General features: G+C 33.6%; 10 protein-coding genes and 1 CRISPR repeat array. Of the genes, 2 read left to right on the forward strand and 8 right to left on the reverse strand.

The window, feature by feature from the left end:
* Positions 1 to 242: 242 nt before the first annotated feature.
* From AC59HC_RS16510 to AC59HC_RS16535, 6 genes are all read right to left on the reverse strand, one after another.
* The gene (locus AC59HC_RS16510) at positions 243 to 791 is read right to left on the reverse strand and encodes a DUF922 domain-containing protein (RefSeq protein WP_496559015.1); all 549 of its coding nucleotides are present in this window, start codon (positions 789 to 791) and stop codon (positions 243 to 245) included.
* Positions 792 to 817: 26 nt separating this feature from the next.
* The gene (locus AC59HC_RS16515; RefSeq protein ID WP_227941654.1) at positions 818 to 1327 is read right to left on the reverse strand and encodes a zinc metalloprotease; all 510 of its coding nucleotides are present in this window, start codon (positions 1325 to 1327) and stop codon (positions 818 to 820) included.
* Between the two features lie 363 nt (positions 1328 to 1690).
* Positions 1691 to 2491 (reverse strand): hypothetical protein, encoded by an 801-nt coding sequence (locus AC59HC_RS16520; RefSeq protein ID WP_227941655.1) that lies wholly within the window; start codon positions 2489 to 2491, stop codon positions 1691 to 1693.
* A gap of 1 nt (position 2492) precedes the next feature.
* Entirely contained in the window at positions 2493 to 6047 is a 3555-nt protein-coding gene (locus AC59HC_RS16525) for a DUF6443 domain-containing protein (RefSeq protein ID WP_227941656.1), read from the reverse strand.
* A 5-nt stretch (positions 6048 to 6052) separates the two neighbouring features.
* A complete protein-coding gene (locus tag AC59HC_RS16530; protein WP_429815431.1) occupies positions 6053 to 9463 on the reverse strand; it encodes a hypothetical protein in 3411 nt (1136 codons plus the stop codon).
* A gap of 6 nt (positions 9464 to 9469) precedes the next feature.
* Positions 9470 to 11011, reverse strand: coding sequence for a T9SS type A sorting domain-containing protein (locus AC59HC_RS16535; RefSeq protein WP_227941658.1), 1542 nt, complete (start codon positions 11009 to 11011; stop codon positions 9470 to 9472).
* Between the two features lie 764 nt (positions 11012 to 11775).
* Between AC59HC_RS16535 and AC59HC_RS16540 the strand changes: the two genes are divergently transcribed.
* Positions 11776 to 12456, forward strand: a complete 681-nt coding sequence (locus tag AC59HC_RS16540) for a nucleotidyl transferase AbiEii/AbiGii toxin family protein (protein WP_227941659.1) — start codon at positions 11776 to 11778, stop codon at positions 12454 to 12456.
* A gap of 37 nt (positions 12457 to 12493) precedes the next feature.
* Positions 12494 to 12811, forward strand: a complete 318-nt coding sequence (locus AC59HC_RS16545) for a DUF6922 domain-containing protein (RefSeq protein ID WP_227941660.1) — start codon at positions 12494 to 12496, stop codon at positions 12809 to 12811.
* A 1888-nt stretch (positions 12812 to 14699) separates the two neighbouring features.
* Positions 14700 to 16670: a CRISPR direct-repeat array (repeat unit 47 nt; unit sequence GTTGTGAATTGCTTTCAAAAATTATTATCTTCGTGATTAGTCACAGC).
* Between the two features lie 57 nt (positions 16671 to 16727).
* Here AC59HC_RS16545 and cas2 read toward each other — a convergent pair.
* Together cas2 and cas1 are read right to left on the reverse strand one after the other, a co-directional pair.
* Entirely contained in the window at positions 16728 to 17066 is a 339-nt protein-coding gene (gene cas2, locus AC59HC_RS16550; RefSeq protein ID WP_227941661.1) for a CRISPR-associated endonuclease Cas2, read from the reverse strand.
* Positions 17063 to 17956 carry a type II CRISPR-associated endonuclease Cas1 gene (gene cas1 / locus AC59HC_RS16555; protein WP_227941662.1) on the reverse strand — a complete coding sequence of 298 codons (894 nt, stop codon included), beginning with the start codon at positions 17954 to 17956 and terminating at the stop codon, positions 17063 to 17065. Before cas1 ends, cas2 begins: the two co-directional genes overlap by 4 nt.
* Position 17957: the final 1 nt, after the last annotated feature.

The following is a 17957-nucleotide window of genomic DNA, read 5'->3' on the forward strand; positions in this document are numbered from 1 at the left end:
AAAGAGTCCGGTAGAGTACCGAACTCTTTCATATAATAATATTGTTTAATTTTGTCTAAACTTTTGGGTGCAGTCTAAATCGATACGGATTTATGTATTAGTGAAAAATGAAATTGACATCAAACGGAGTATTGAGATAAAATACTAAATAAAGGGTGTTATTTTATTCTCTTACAGAGAATAATTCGGACCCAATTGAAAATTTATATTTTCAAAGGATCTCCAGGGTTATTGTTATTTCCTTACTTTCTGTTCTTATGTTCTTTTTCATTTAATGTATCATTTACCATACTCTCAATAATATCATTATATTTATTTTGCTGTTCCAAATTTGCGCCATGTTCAGTCTCTAAGTCATACCTAACCTGAAAAGCACTATACTCAACAAAATTCTCGTCGTATAATTTTTGAAAATTATCATTATAATCTTTTGTGCCTTTAATTTGGCTATTTATAATATTTTGAAGTTTATCAGCAAATACATGAGCAATGTCAAAATGCTTTTGTTCATGATTCAGGATATGACTATTAGCAATATATTTTTTATTAACCCATGATTTTTCAGGATAAAATATCGCATCTATTTTTATTTTGATCTTACCAGTCCATATGGAATTAGAAACAATTTTATAATCTATTCCAATATATGATTCTGCACCTGTACTATTATCTTCCTCATGTGTAGGAGGAGCAAAATCTTTAAAATCCAACTTCCGATCCGTTGACCATTGAATTGCTTGACTTAATAAAGTTTGAGAACTTAATAAAAAAACAATAAAAAGTTTATACATCACATTATTATATTTTAATTTACGATCTAATGTTGTTGTTCTTCTACTAATTTAATAGCATTAGTTCCTTGTTCTGGAGTTATTTTCTTACCTGGACCTCCTTCTCGCATTAAATTATCTGGAGAGGATTTTAAAGTTGTTTTATCATTATGTTTTATTCCTAATGTATGACCTGTTTCATGAGCACCTGTTTTAGCAACAGCAGATATATTTTTATTATTAAAAGCTAATTGACCTGTTTTTTCATCAGCACCAAGTCCTTCTGTAGTAAAAACATTAATCTGAGTTCTATTTGTCTGTATATTGTTATTAGTATCTGTCATTCCATTAGTAAAATATGTAGCATTATCAAAGAACTCTTGACTCTGTCCTTTAAAATCATCAACATTATTTTTATCATAACCAGTATTATATTCCCAGATCATAGTAGATTTGTCACTCTGACTGAAAGTAATATTAACTTGATTTCCAGCAGAATCTTTCTCTCCAAAGGATGATACAATTTGAGCTTCACGATCTTGAAGTAATGCAGACATTTGTGCATTAGAAAGAACTCCTACGGTATTATTTGCAGGCTTATATGTAAGATGTAAATTGCAGTCTTGGTTTCTAAGTTTCTACTTGATACCCATTCTAAGCCTTCCAATTCTCTGCCGTCAACAACTCTGTTTTCTGCAAATGCATATGTACTGTTATAAGGGAATTTTTCCGCCAAAGGATCAATATTAAAGAACCTGCCTATATCCGGCATATAATTCCGCCACTTAAAACCATAGAAACAAGTATCTTGCAATTCTTATCCTTGGTACTTATAGTTGTAAGTAACCTCATATTTTATGAGGTTACTTACTATCTGCCCCAGGATACAACCGTGCGGTAGGGGGGAGGTACTTATAAATTTACCATTCTAAATTGTCAATTAATTTATCCTTTTCTAAGTTTAATATAGCTAAATTATTATTCCTTTTCCCCGCTACACTAAATAAAACAAAATAATTAAATTCTTTAAGTGGATAATTATCTTCAGATAATATATTCTCATTGCTAAACGACATGAATTTTAGCTCGCCATTTAAGTTTTTATAATAAAACTCATGATTGCTAATAAAGATTAAAGGTCTTGAATATGCTATTGTTTTAAATAGATAAACAGTAGGACTATTAAATAATATTTCTTTAGTTGTTTTTTTATAAATATAATATTGATTGTTTTGAATATAATAAGAAAAATCAGAAGTATTCTCTAATTGCTTAACTTTATTCGGTCGTTCAATTAATAACATTAATACATCATCTATTTGATTAGAGTTTGAACTTTTTAATATTTTGTTAAAATCTATTTTGCTACAAATTTTATTTTTATTTAGGATAGCAAATTCGATGAGTTTAAGGTTTTCTAATAAGTTAAACTTATTAGCTTGCACATGTAAAAAAATATTTTTTTTAGGAAGAAAAGAATATTCAGTTTGCTTGCTTGGGATCATTTCAAGAAAGATTTCTATAGAATCTGTATAATTATACTTTTTGGACAACTCTTTTGCGTATTCACCAATTATAATCCCGTTATTGATCTCTTCTCTATAAGAAAAGCAAGATATATGAACAGTTATATTTTTAGTTGTGTGTTTGACAGCAACGCTTTTCCCATATATATTTATGAAAAAAAAGCTTAACAATAATATTATAATTTGCTTTTTCATTTTAAGGGTTATAGTTATTTTTTGGTTGTTGAATATAATTATCTTCTGTTTCTCCAGTTGGAAGTATAACAGGTGTTATTTTTTCAGTATTCTTATTAGTTGGATTTTTCTTTAAATTTGGATCTTTTGGCATGTTATTAAAATCTGGTCTCATTTTATTTACATCTGTGCCATTTTTCGTTCCAGGTCCATATATAAATCCATAACCTCCTGGAGTTATTACTATATCACCTTCAAAATTTGGATTTTCTTTAGATGCCTTTATGGATTCTGAAATATCTCCCATTTCTGAGCCATAATCCGAAGGTCTATCTTGTCCAGGACTATAATAACCATTACCTAAATCTACTTCATCACCCTCGCCATGTGTATGTCCTATTCCAACCTGAACTGTACCTTTTGGAGGATCATCGGCAAGATTAGAATTTACAGCTCCTGAGTTTGGACCAGCTGATATAGGCTTCGTATATGAATAATAAGTTCCATTAGAGTTTGTACCTTTATAAAATCTAGTGCCAATTTCTCCATTCATCCTGATTGACATATTATTATACTGACTTCCAAAGTTTTCTGAAGCTTCTTGATATGATTTATGTACAGAATATGGTTCTAGTCCTTCAAGTTCTCTAGAATCAATAACTCTATTTCCGCTAAATACATAAGGAGCCCATGTGGGATATTCTTCTGCGAGCGGATCTATATTAAAGAACCTTCCTACATCCGGCATGTAATTTCTCCACTTAAAACTATAAAAACCAGTCTCCTGCAGCTCTTGTCCTTGATACTTGTAATTCTTATAACTACCAGATCCAAAGAACGCATTTCCAGTCTTCAGATGGTTCATCCCAAATGGATAATAATCATTAGAATCTGTGACTTCAAGAGCTCCTGCGCTGTTTCTGGCGAAACTTATCCTTGTATTTCCCAAATGATCCTTATATTGGTAAATATACTGATCTTTCCCGTAATCATAAAATCCTTCTGCCGTAGGAAAAAACATAAGCTGAGGAGTCTTAACTGTTGTTATTCCTAAAGGAGTATTCAATTGCTGGTTCTCCGCGGTAACAATTCCATTTTCTACACTGTAAGCCTGCTGTTCATAAGCATATTTCAACTTTTCGGAGATCATACGGAGTTCATCAATACCACCTCCACCGTTGTTATCGGATTCATTATGATAATATTGAAATCCATCAAGGTAATCTGTGATACCGGTTATCGTATAACAATTGATAATCCCACATTCACTTTTGGGAAGTTTTTTCTGAATCTTAACTCCATCTGCTCGGTACAGGTAATTATGCATTCCCGAAAGCCCTAAAGTTCCATACTCTATTCTATTGGGCATGTTCAGATGGTTGTAGGTGATTTTGGTGATGTTTTTATCCGGCATCTGCCACATATTTCCATTGATATCATACTGAATCGTTCCTCCTCCACCCTCATATCCTGAAGGATTGTTCTTATGGTCTTTAATCACAGATACCTGATTGGTTAGATTATTGGGTCCATAAATATATTCCAGCTCATCAATGACGGTAGCAGCTGTATTATTTCCTTCTACCGCAGAAGTTCTGTAAAGGTTTGTAATATTTCCATTCAGATCATAGGTCAAGGATTCTGTATGCTCTTTACTATAACGATTCATAGGGTTTTGATAATATCCTGCTGTCAATCTGTTCAAGGCATCATATGCATAACCATATCTTTTAGGCTCCAAAGGCGGATTGGCTCCTATAGATTCTACGGCTCTCCAGTCAACTTCTGCAATATTCCCGTTGTACTTTGGCTTTACGTTTTTACCAGAAAACAAAGTCGAATCGGGATTTTCTATCCCTGTCATTTCATTGTATTTGATTTTATAGGAAAATAATTTTCCGCCTAAATCAGGAGCTGACATCTGTCCTTTATTAATATCCGTCATCCACCCTCTTATATTATAGGTATAATCAATACTTTGCAGATTATTCCCTACTTTTTTGTTGGTAAGTTGAGCTAGTTCATTATAACTGTTTTCTGTAAGAATCTGTTCTGGGTTATCATCTACCTGATGCTTATGAACCAATAATCTGTTCTGATTATCGTATTCAAAACGTTCCGTAATAGTAACTCCCGGCTCACTGGCTAATCTCTTATGATTCGTAATTGTTTTCTTGGGTGTTCCTGTAAAATCCAGCTCAGATTCTGCTCTGGTATAGCCTCCTAAATGATTGATGGAATGAGTTCCAATAACCCTCCCCTTTTGATCATAATAAGTGTAGTTTTTTGTCCAGTTATCATCTTCAATATTCTTTACAAAGCTCATCACAGGAAGTCCTTTAGTACTTCTTCCATCCGCTGTAGGCGTTCCGGAAAGTACAGGTTCTCCCTGGATCGTTGAAGGGAATGCCGGATTAAAACTATATACAGGATAGTTATCATAATAATTAACACTTAAGACCTGAGTAACACCGGTAGGAGTCGAAAGTTTAGTATAATATACGGGCATGCCATTTAAGGTCCATCCTGCTGTAGCAGTCCTGGTTTCATATAAATTAGCATTGGCATTAATACTGTTTTGCATTGACGCCCTGCTGGCAGGATTATTTGTGATTCCCGTGTAAACGGTTCTTCCAAACTGATCATATTTAGTAAAGAGCCATTGCCCTTTATCTTTAAGAACTGTATCCTGGGTCAGGATAAGCTGATCAGCTTTATTATACACCATATATTCCCAGCCTTTGCCGGGAAGTTTCTTTTCTACCAGGCGGTTTCTCCCATCATATTTATACTGGTAACATAAATTATTAAGAACAGTATTGGGATCTGCTTGTACTGAAGCTTTGGGAGGAATCACATAAGACAGTTGGTTATAATCATTGTAAACATAGTAGGTATCAGCATTTTCTGTAGCACTGATTACTTTTCTGACCAATACAACCTGGCCTTGTCCATTTTTGAACTCAATGGTTGAGTTGCCGTCTTCATCAGTAACCGTATTTTTATACAACTGCCCTATTCCATAGGAGCCTGATAATATTAGTTTTGATTCAAAATTGGTATAGCTAAAAGTGGCAGTGTATTTTTTAACCTCACCATCTGCATTGGCATCATATCCAAATTGTACAGGCTTATTACCCCAAGCGTTTCCAACTTGTTTCTGGCTTAAAATACGGTCTAAGGGTGAATTCTCAAGAATCTTCTCTGAATAGATTTTCTCTGTTCCATAAGGGGTACTGCTTACATTTGATAATGGATCAGGAGTAATGGCTCCATTGAGAGTTCCCCCCTGGGGAACAGGAAGGTAGTCCTGAACCTGTCTTCCGAACGCATCGTATTTGATGGGAGTAACAACATCTCGTCCTAGCGGAGAGGCCTTTACATTGACGATTTGTTTGGGTCTTCCCAAACCGTCAAAATACTGTACAGTTTCTGAAGATTTTATAACTGAAGTACCATTATAGTCCAGATAAGTTTTGGACTGAACATAATTTTCAGTATTAGGAAGTGTAGTGAGCTGGGCATATGTTAAGTTGGATAGGAGTAATACTCCTATCTGAATTTTTATTTTTTTCATCAGTTTTAGTTTTTATAATTGTATTTCATCTCTTTTACAACCTGACCATTTACATCTACTACTTTCTGAAGTCTGCCTGCTGAATCATAGAGATAATTCTCCCTGATTCCTGACGATGGCGTAATACTTCGCACCCCAATCAATGGATCATAAGTATAAGTGGTAATCAGATAGTTTGGTAAACTATTTCTAAATGTATTTAGTACTGATAAAAGTGACGTTTCATCATTATTTGATAAAGCCTGAGCATCAGAATCGGATGCTGAGATAATTGCAGATATCAATCCCGAAACCTGATCATATGTTGCACCTTCAATCTTTGCAATAGGCTGAGTTTCATTATATCCCCAAATTATTGTGACAGGAACACCTGCTTTTGTAGTATATTGCTGCAGATTGCCTTTAGTATCATATTTGTCATAAGTGACTTCTGTATATTGATTATTTTGCAAATCGGTAGATAAGACAGAACTTGGGAACAAATTCAATGGATTATCATATTTTATTTCAGATTTACTGATGGTTTTGTCATTTTTCTTTACCGCTGTTTCCAATGGAACACCTACCATATTGGCATTGATCAACTTTTGATTAGCTTTTTCGTGGGCATATGCATAATCTTTTTCGATTAAAATATTATCGGCAGAAGTAATAATTTCTTTTGTTAATTGATAATGTTGAGGATTACTATAAAGATAACTGATTTTTGTAGTTAAGGAATCTGTTTGACTTCCATACATATAATCTGTAATTTTTTTACTTGTTAATGCTACTCGTCCTATTGATACGTAATCATTAAAATAATAGAACCTTTCTGGATTTTGTTCATAATTACCACCATTAATTATTCCCACATTAGATTCATTATCTTGTTCAAATACATTAACCGTCCTGATTCTATTTTCAATAAACTTTTCATAAAAATTTTCCTCTTTTTTAACAGGAATATAATTAGTTCCTTCTTTTTTGTATGAAATAGTCTCAATAAGATTCGTTTTTTTCCATTCAGGATAAATATATCTTGGATACGGAATAAATATGTTAGTTGTATATATTTTATCTACATCTTTTTCTTTATAATAATATTCTATTTTCCCAAGTTTATTATTTTCCTGTTCATTATCTACAATATATTCAGTCACCTTGTCATAAAATACAGGCGATCCATTACTATGAGATATTTCTACCATGGGGTTTGAACTAATAATATTCATCAATCTTACGTGAGTAATATTTCCCATAATTACTCTTGTTTTCCTGTTATAGAAATTGTCAAAATCAAAAGGGTTAGTTAATATTTTTCCAATACCAATATTATTAACTTTTTTAGAACCATAATCATATGATTTTTTTGACAAAACTGTATTGTTACTATCCGTATTAATAATATTTTTAATTCTTAATCCTCCAGCCTGTGTAGGTTGAATACTTTCGGGAGGTACAGGAGCATAATATTTATATGTACCTGAAACAGATATAAACGGACTATTACATGGGCTTCCACTTGATGGACCTGTTGCATTTTTGGTATCTAAATCAATTTTAATGTGAGAGCCTTGATGAATAAAAAATGTCATTGACTCAGTTTTAATATTATTGGATCCAGTTGGTCCATGAGTTACTGTTTTTGTTTCACCATCAACAGTTATTGTTGCTGTTAAAGGTTGTCCTAAACTGTAGTGTCCTGATAACATGATCGCGAAATTTACTGTTCCTAGAGGCTGTTGCGTAATTTGATATTCTTTTATGGTATGAGGTGAAGCAATGAGTCCTGATTCATCAGTACAACCAGAACTAGATTTTAACGCATATGCACTTGCTCCTGCCTGAAAAACTCCCAATCCTAGCTCCTGTTGTTTTGTTAAAAAATAATTTGGTTCATATTCATATGTTGTTGAACCACCTGTAGGATAGGTAATCTTATTAAGCACTCCCGATTTCATATAATTAAAGTTTGCCTGACGATTTTCGTTAGTTAACGTTCCTTTAATTAAGGCATCAGGTGAAAATAAATTTTCAAATAATGCATTATCAAATAACACTGTAGGTAGTAAAGTTGTGTTATTATTTTTTCCATTATAGTATCCCCAATAATCTATTCCATAAGTTGATTCTCTTGCCGGTAGAGGAGAACTATAATCATATCCAAATTTGAATTGATTTATTAGATCATTTTGTTGGTCATAAAACTTTACTGAATTTAGTTTTAGACTTTTTTTATAAAAATCCATAAACCAATAATTAACATCCGTAATCTTCGGTCTTTCAAAGTAATCATTATTATCAAAAATTATTTTGTTAATTAATTTGTTTTGCTTATTATATACTATTAAACCTGAAATTCTCGGTGGACGATTATTTAGTGGATAAACATCTTGACGATCTTCATTTCTGATAAATTCTACATATCCATCATTATATTTTAGCTTATCCATAACCAAAACATCTACTTCAGTTTCTAAATATTGTTTACTACCTGTAGGTACACCTCCAACATTATCGATCATACGGATCTTATTTTCAGAGGAAAATGTTCTATATGTTTTTGATCTGTACTTTACATATTCAATATTAATAGTGTCTTTTTTATCAGCAGATATAATTTCGGAAAGATACCACGAAGAAGTATATAGTGACGGCTGAGCATCATAACTTGTATTTCCATCAGTTTCACTTCGCATTTTAGTGTCCCACACCGTTTCCCAATTATCTTTATTTTCAAGGCTTTTTCCAAATCTATAGATAGTCCCTTTTTCGTCTTTCACAATAATACTCCCGATCCCAAATACTGCGTCTATCTTTTGAGGATCAAATTCTGCACTCACAACTTTCCCCTCATTATTTATATAAAATGCCCCAGAAAGTCCCACATTCGTCGAGATATTAAATTGATCTGGAGTCTTATCTTGATGAAAAGAAGAATTTCCACTTCCTTCTTCATATTCATTAAAATTATAATATCTTTTAATGGTTGAATTATTACCAATCGTTCCGAGTAGAGTACTGCTACTGCTAAGTTGATTTATATCATTATATACAGGTATAGAATTTCCACCTGTTAAGAAGCCATTTGGTTTATCATCAGGAATATCTTGTAAATTACGAAATATCATTCCTCCTGCGTTTAGCACCCATCCTAACCCTACTGAAGAAGCTTCTTGGTTTAGCTTAATACCACTAGCATGATATGAAAGTGAGATTGGCAATGATAAACTTCCACTTTTAATTATATACAATGGTATATCAATTTTAGGAACACCTGTTGAAGGATCAACAGGATAATTACCATATAATTCCAAATTGTAAACTTCAGGGGACGATACTTTGGGGATATATGGAATTGTTTGCTTCTGCGAACTTTGCGAAAAAAGTAAAATATTTACCGTTAGCGCTATTATTATCAATATTTTTTTCATTCGTGTTTATTTTTTAATAAGTTTTGCATTTGCAGTTTTACCAGAATCAGTTTTTATAGTCACCAGATAAGCTGCCTGAACCAAAGCCTGGGTATTTATCTTAGTCACTCTGTTTTTGGTTTTAATACTCTGAAGTTGTCTTCCACTCATGTCATACAGCAGAATATCAGCGTCTTTAAAATCAAAGCCCATTTCTACATAAGCATAATCTGATACAGGATTTGGGTATATCTTGATATCATATTTTTCAATTAACTGATCAACCTGTTTATCTCCCAGTTTCACAATTTTCCAGTTCTCTTTACCAAACTCTTCTGCGCTGGTTCCCGCCAGAATAATAGAACCGTCTCTGTTTAGCTTTAGGTCTGAAAGTCTCTCTTCTTTTTGCCTGGATTCTCCTTTTATATGTTTTCTCCACTGCTCATTTCCATTCTGGTCAAGGTATAGCATCCAGAAGGTTTCATCATCAGTTTCAATTCTTCCTTCAGCCTGCGTATAGCCTCCCAATAAGATTCCCTTTGAAGATTTATCATCTGCTGAATGAAGAACGCTAATACCCATCAGGATATCCCTGTTACCCAAATTGTAAGACTTCTGCCACTGTTCATCTCCTCTTTCATTTAAAGCAATCAGCCAAAGGTCTGTTCCTTCTTCTAGACCTACTGTTTTATTGCCTGATCTTTCTGATCTGGATTCTCCAGCAATGATAAAGCCAGTTGAAGTTAATGCAAGGGTTCTGATATGATCATCTCCTTTTCCTCCAAAATTCTTTTCCCATTCCACTTTTCCGTTTTTGTCAAGCTTTACAATCCAGTAATCGCCTTCGCCGAAGTTTTCAGTTTTCTTAGAACCACTTACACAGCTTCTGGAATAGATGCCTAATAAAGCTCCGCCATCACGGGTAGGGACCATCTTTTCTACTTCATCTAAACCTCGCCCTCCTAATGTTTGTTCAGATAGTGTTTTTCCGTCCTTGTCTAATCTAATGATCAGAACATCTTTTGACCCATAACCTTTAGAGGAATTTTGTACACTTCCAGCAACCATGAATCCCTGATCTGTAGTCTGAATCACAGATCTTGCTTCTTCATCTGATGAGTTTCCTAGGGTTTTCTGCCATAATTCATCTCCAAATTCATTGATTCTAATTAACCAAATGTCGGAGCCACCTTTAGAATCCTCCTTTTTATCCAACCCCTTTCCTGAATATGAAGTTCCAGAAATCAGAAACCCACCGTCCTGAGTAGTAACCGTTGAAGATAAATAGTCGTGATTGTTTCCGGCAAAATACTTCTCAAAAACCTGTCCTCCCTGTTGATTTAATTTAATCAGGTGAAAGTCATAACCATTGTTTTGTCTGCTGTTTTGTTGAAGCTTATCAGTTTGAATGCTGCTTCCCGTAATAAGATACTGTCCGTCAATTGTCGTAGTGATCTGGCTTAAAAAATCCTGGGCTGAGGACTTTATATCTTTCTGCCACACCACTTCCTGGGCATGGATACCCAGGGCTGTACATAAGATAAATGCACTGAGATAGATCTTTTTCATTCCCGTGTTTTTTTTGAGTTGATAATTAGTTTTTTTAATAATGCAGCAAATTTAACATTTTTTAAGAAACAATAGACATTCGCATTTAAAAGAAAACAATTATATTTTTAAAAACATCAAATTATACTTATTTCACAAAAATATAAGGTTTAAACGACAAAACTTGTCGTATTAATAATGAATTTGAAAAGATGAAAAACAAATACGAAAAGCCTCATAAAAAACAGAATTACAAATTAAAATCATATTCGTAGACCAAATCAAAATTTCTTACCAATTCAAAAGTCTCACAGAGCGAAGTAGCAACTTTGTTAGGACGTAAGGACTTTCAAAGTTGCGAATGAGCTCCTAACTTCTCCGTGTAGTTGTAAAATCGCACGCATTTTAATAGGTAATATATCCTTTCTTAAAAACATAATTTTAGAAGCATTCCTTTTTATAAAGCTGGTTCGCATTAAGCTTTTAAAAAGTACAAATCAAGCCATCTACATATTGTAGATTTTAAGGTATCCAACTAAAAGGCGGACTTCTTAGAATTATAAGAGCCAATTAGAAGAACAAACTATGTCAAAATTTAAGTGGACTGTATCATTATGCAGATACTAACTGCCAACAGAAAAAAATTGTAATTCCACTTACTAATATCTCCATCAATAAAAGGCTGATAATTTAGCTTTCATTGATAATCAAAGCCAAATAGTTCCTTGCAACGCCATTGTAAAGGTATACATCATTTGCAGATTTAATTTTCTGAAAAATGAAATATGCTACATAAAGAAACTGTCAGTAAGGAAATGTGGGAACTTCTTCAAAAACTAATGAAAGAAGAAAGACTAAAGGACTTTACCCTGGTAGGTGGTACCGCACTCAGTCTAATGCTTGGCCATCGTTTAAGTATTGATATTGATCTGTTTACAACTAAACCATTTAATGAGAAGTCTGTCCTAAACTATCTTTCGAATAACTATCCTGTAGAAATTAAAAATACATTTGAAAACACATTACTTTTGAAAATATCTGAAATCAAGGTCGATATCCTTGCCCATCAGTATCCATGGCAATTACCTAGAATAATAACAAAAGAAGACATTAGGCTGGCATCCCTTGAGGATATAGGCGCTATGAAACTTCACGCTATATTTCAAGATGGAAGCAGAATTAAAGATTTCGTTGATATGCATTTTCTATTAGAACATAATTCCCTTAAGACTTATCTTGATTTTTATCAAAAAAAATACGGAGGAAATCCCTCACTTGCTGCATTAAGTTTACTACATCACGACAATATCGATAGGAATGTACAAGTAAAGATGATAAAAAGTAAAGATATAACCTGGCAAAAGATAGAGGAGAGATTAAAAAAGTCAGTACATAACCCATTACTTAAATTTACTGAAATCAAAGAGCAAAATAATAAACAAAAGAGACGTGGATTCAAGCATTAAACTTTTATATATCACTATTATTCAGTAAATTTATACTATGAAAACAGGAAATAAAAAAAGACCAAGTTTTGATATTGATCCTTCATTTTTTTGGGATTTTGATTTAGATGAGATGGATCTAGATAAAGCCTATAAGTCAATTATTGCCCGTATTGTTGAACGTGGCAATCAAAACGACATTGATAGAATTGTAGAATTTTATACTTACGAAAAAGTAGTCAAAGCAATTCGTGACGAAATCCATTTCCTTCCAAATTATGCAATTGATAAAGCTATAGAATTTTTCCCCGAACTTAAAAAAGAGGATATGCACTGCTATATCAATCGTAAGGATAAACCATATCATTGGATATAGCTAAGAAACTAGTTATTTGAGACATAACTCAAAAATATAATTGAAAGGAGCTACATTGGAAATAACAATGGCAATAGTAATGGATAAACGATTATGAATTGCAAAAATTACTATCTTTCCAACCACTTACAACAGCCTAAAACCTTTCACGATACATTGCATAGATATGAATTGCTTCCAAAATTTATTATCTTAGTAATTAGTCACAGCGCTTGTTTCATTGGTATATGTGCTGTTAAGTTGTGAATTGCTTTCAAAAATCATTACCTTAGTGATTAATCACAGCTTTCAATCATGAACCTAGACTATCAAATAAATTGTGAATTGCTTTCGAGAATTAGTATCTTCTTGTAGTCATAGCCAAACCAATGGGGAAACATATTAGTAGTTATCTGTGAATTGTTTTCAAAAATTATTACCTTAGTGATTAGTCACAGCATTTAATTCCCGGAAGTAATGAGGCTCATGGCTGTGAGTTGTTCTCAAAAAATTGTTACCTTAGTGATTAGTTACAAGTGCCTTTGAGTGAAGTTCTCACGGAAATGGTTGTGAATTGCTTTCGAAAATTATTACTTTAGTGATTGGTCACAGCAGTGTTTTATTATCACCTACAGGCGATACAGTTGTGAATTGCTTTCAAAATTTACTATCTTCGTGATTAGTCACAACATTGGATTACAATTCGTCAATACGGAAGTAGTTGTGAATTGCTTTCAAAATTTACTATCTTCGTGATTAGTCACAACCGGCATTTCATCCATTGTTTGTTAACCCCAATTGTGAACTGCTTTCAAAATTATTATCTTTGTGATTAGTCTCAGCTCTTTCTATTTCTTCCATGTTTTTCCATGGAGTTGTGAATTGCCTTCATAAATTATTATCTTCGTGATTAGTCACAGCCATTTACCGGATTCAAATCACAAACACAACGTTGTGAATTGCTTTCAAAAATTATTACCTCCGTGATTAATCACAGCAAACCTGGACTGAACTAAAAGAGACCATGTGTTGTGAATTGCTTTCAAAATTATTACCTTCGTGATTAATCACAGCTCTTCAACCTTCCGGAAGACCAGTTTATCAGTTGCGAATTGCCTTCAAAAATTATTCCTTCGTGACCAGTCACAGCAAACTAACCAAAGTGTAGCTTTTTGATTTAGTTGTGAATTGCTTTCAAAAAATATTATCTTCGTGATCAGTCACAGCACTAAATTATGAAACAGTTACAACTCGATTGGTGTGAATTGCTTTTAAAAATTGTTATATTCGTGATCAGTCACAGTTTTAACTACACGAATTATCGTAAATTTACTGTTGTGGATTGCTTTCAAAAATTATTATCTTCGAGATCAGTCACAGCTACGGAAACCCACAATACCAAATCAACTAAGTTGTGAATTGCTTTCGAAAATTATTACATTCGTGATCAGTCAAATTGCTTTCAATAAATATTATCTTCGTGATTAGTCACAGCTTAGAGCACAAAGACCCCATGCGGAGGACTGTTGTGAATTGCATTCAATCTTTATTATCTTAGTGATTAGTCACAGCATTGGAAATATTTTGCGTAACGAATTCGTTGTTGTGAATTGCTTTCAAAAATTATTACCTTCGTGGTTAGTCACAGCGAAAAGAGATTAATCCGAATCGAAAACGACGTTGTGAATTGCTTTCAAAAAATTATTACCTTCGTGATTAATCACAGCATCGCCAGGAACCGGTATGATTTAACGAACGTTGTGAATTGCTTTCAAAATTATTATCTTAGTGATTAGTTACAGCAATAAAACTAGCTATGAGTCACCAAGAGAAGTTGTAAATTGCTTTCAAAATTATCACCTTCGTGATTAGCCACAGCACCAGATATTCAGACGTTGGAAAAGGCATGGTTGTGAACTGCTTTCAAAAATCACTATCTTCGTGATTAGTCACAGCCTGGAATAAAAACTCCAAAAGAGCTAACTAGTTGTGAATTGCTTTCAAAAATTATTATCTTCGTGATTAGTCACAGCGTTAAGGCCGTAAAGGGTTTGTTTTTTATCGTTGTGAATTGCTTTCAAAAATTATTATCTTCGTGATTAGTCACAGCAACCATGAAACAGTTAGAGATAAAAACAAAGTTGTGAATTGCTTTCAAAAATTATTATCTTCGTGATTAGTCACAGCTTCACACTATTTCAGGACGCTTCTCAGAGCGTTGTGAATTGCTTTCAAAAATTATTATCTTCGTGATTAGTCACAGCTGAAAAAATTTTAGACAGATATCTGCACTAGTTGTGAATTGCTTTCAAAAATTATTATCTTCGTGATTAGTCACAGCCAAACTTGTAATACATAGCAAAAGCGTTCTGTTGTGAATTGCTTTCAAAAATTATTATCTTCGTGATTAGTCACAGCGGAACTTTGGTCGAAGATAATACATATAGTGTTGTGAATTGCTTTCAAAAATTATTATCTTCGTGATTAGTCACAGCAAACTGCATAAATGAAAGGATTAATTACTGGTTGTGAATTGCTTTCAAAAATTATTATCTTCGTGATTAGTCACAGCTGCCTCCTCGTCTCGGTCGTTTGAACATGAGTTGTGAATTGCTTTCAAAAATTATTATCTTCGTGATTAGTCACAGCAACCGATACCGGTACGTTTGTTCTGTTTTTGTTGTGAATTGCTTTCAAAAATTATTATCTTCGTGATTAGTCACAGCTTTCAGAAGGACAGTTTACAATCGAATATGGTTGTGAATTGCTTTCAAAAATTATTATCTTCGTGATTAGTCACAGCGTAATTGAAAATATCTTCATCAACTAAGGCGTTGTGAATTGCTTTCAAAAATTATTATCTTCGTGATTAGTCACAGCAGACCCTTACAAGTTCTATCATAGGGAGTAGTTGTGAATTGCTTTCAAAAATTATTATCTTCGTGATTAGTCACAGCAACGTCGAAAAAATCGTGGTGAAGATGTTTGTTGTGAATTGCTTTCAAAAATTATTATCTTCGTGATTAGTCACAGCAGGCTGAAACACTGGAAGCATTAGAACAGTGTTGTGAATTGCTTTCAAAAATTATTATCTTCGTGATTAGTCACAGCTTGATGGTGACAATTACATTTGGGGAGATAGTTGTGAATTGCTTTCAAAAATTATTATCTTCGTGATTAGTCACAGCAAACTTAAAATTTTGGTGAATACTGAAGCGGTTGTGAATTGCTTTCAAAAATTATTATCTTCGTGATTAGTCACAGCTTGATGCTGATAGATTAATAGATACTATAGGTTGTGAATTGCTTTCAAAAATTATTATCTTCGTGATTAGTCACAGCATCATTACCTTATCATAACCGGGCAATTAGGTTGTGAATTGCTTTCAAAAATTATTATCTTCGTGATTAGTCACAGCTAGATCTTCAAGATTTGTATTCAGAAGACGTTGTGAATTGCTTTCAAAAATTATTATCTTCGTGATTAGTCACAGCGAAAGAGAAAAAAGAAAGTGTTTTAGATGAGTTGTGAATTGCTTTCAAAAATTATTATCTTCGTGATTAGTCACAGCGAGACAGCAAAACAGAAGTTGGATGATGCTGTTGTGAATTGCTTTCAAAAATTATTATCTTCGTGATTAGTCACAGCGCTTTTGCCTGTGATTGATATGCCTTAATCGTTGTGAATTGCTTTCAAAAATTATTATCTTCGTGATTAGTCACAGCCAAATTTTATCAAACCCTCATAGAATCTTTGTTGTGAATTGCTTTCAAAAATTATTATCTTCGTGATTAGTCACAGCTCTACCGCTTAGGGCTAATGTTAATTTGCTGTTGTGAATTGCTTTCAAAAATTATTATCTTCGTGATTAGTCACAGCCTCAAAAAATAATCTACTGGTTTTCAGTAGATTATTTTTATATTTAGAATTTAAAATTTAGAATAATTCAAGCTGCTGAAAGGTTGGAGGTGGCTCTTCTTTATTCCTGGCAAAGAAGATTTCAATATCTCCAAATTGTTTGTCCGTGATACACATAATGGCCACTTTCCCGGCTTTTGGAAGTATAAATTTAACTCTTTTAATATGAACCTCAGCATTTTCCCGGCTCGGACAATGGCGTACATACATTGAGAACTGAAACAAGGTGAAACCATCATCAATGAGCGCTTTCCGAAAGCGGTTAGCATCTTTCATATTCGCTTTGGTCTCAGTCGGGAGATCATATAATACTAAAACCCACATAATCCGGTATGCGTTAAACCTTTCGGCGTTCATAACAGTTCAGGATAAGAAATCAGTCTTTTTTCTCCTGTATAGCATTTGTAAAGCGACGAAGCCGTCATTTTTACAGCAACCAGCAATGGCCTTGTTTTATCATCAATACGCACATCTTTGGTTGCAATCTGCAGAATATGAGCCTTAAATTCTTTCGCCAGTTCTTCTGCATCAGGATAAATTTTCAGCCACTGCATTACTAGTAAATCAATAAACGGACGATAAGGTTCCATCAGATCATCGGCAAGGCAGTAAGGATTATATTTATTTTTATGAAAAATTCCCAATACGGGCAATAATCCTGTTTCAACAATAGCCCTGGCAACAATACTTCTGAGAACCGCATACCCGAAATTAAAGAACTGATTGGGTGATTCTCCGAAACGCTGTCTCAAAAAATCAAGGCTGATCAGATATTTCCAATAATGCTGAGCTGCAATACCTTCCATATTGCTTAAATCCCCAGACTTTACATTTGTTTGGTATTCAACCATTGGTTCATAATAGTTTCCCAACTTCATCAGAACATTTTTCTGATTTTCGATCTTACATTCCACGGTCTGTTTCCAAAGTTGCTTTTTCAGCGGTTCACTGGCTTCAAGCTGATCTTTTACCCGGTCAGAATGTTCAGTATGACCATACAGTGGAAGCATAATTCCGAGAGGTAAATGATGCGCATCACAACTAATGACCACCACATTATTTCCCATCATCTTCTGAATCAAATTATGCGAAATGGTAATCTGATAATGATCCAGCATAAGCAAACCCAAATCTTCCACAGGAACACTCCCCTTTTCCATTTTGGTTTCTGGACAGAGGATTTTCAGCTGCTCATCTTTGAGCTTAAGATAAGCGGGATTACCGATGTAGATTGAACGGGTAATCATA

This window comes from Chryseobacterium sp. DZ-32 (assembly GCF_059587025.1).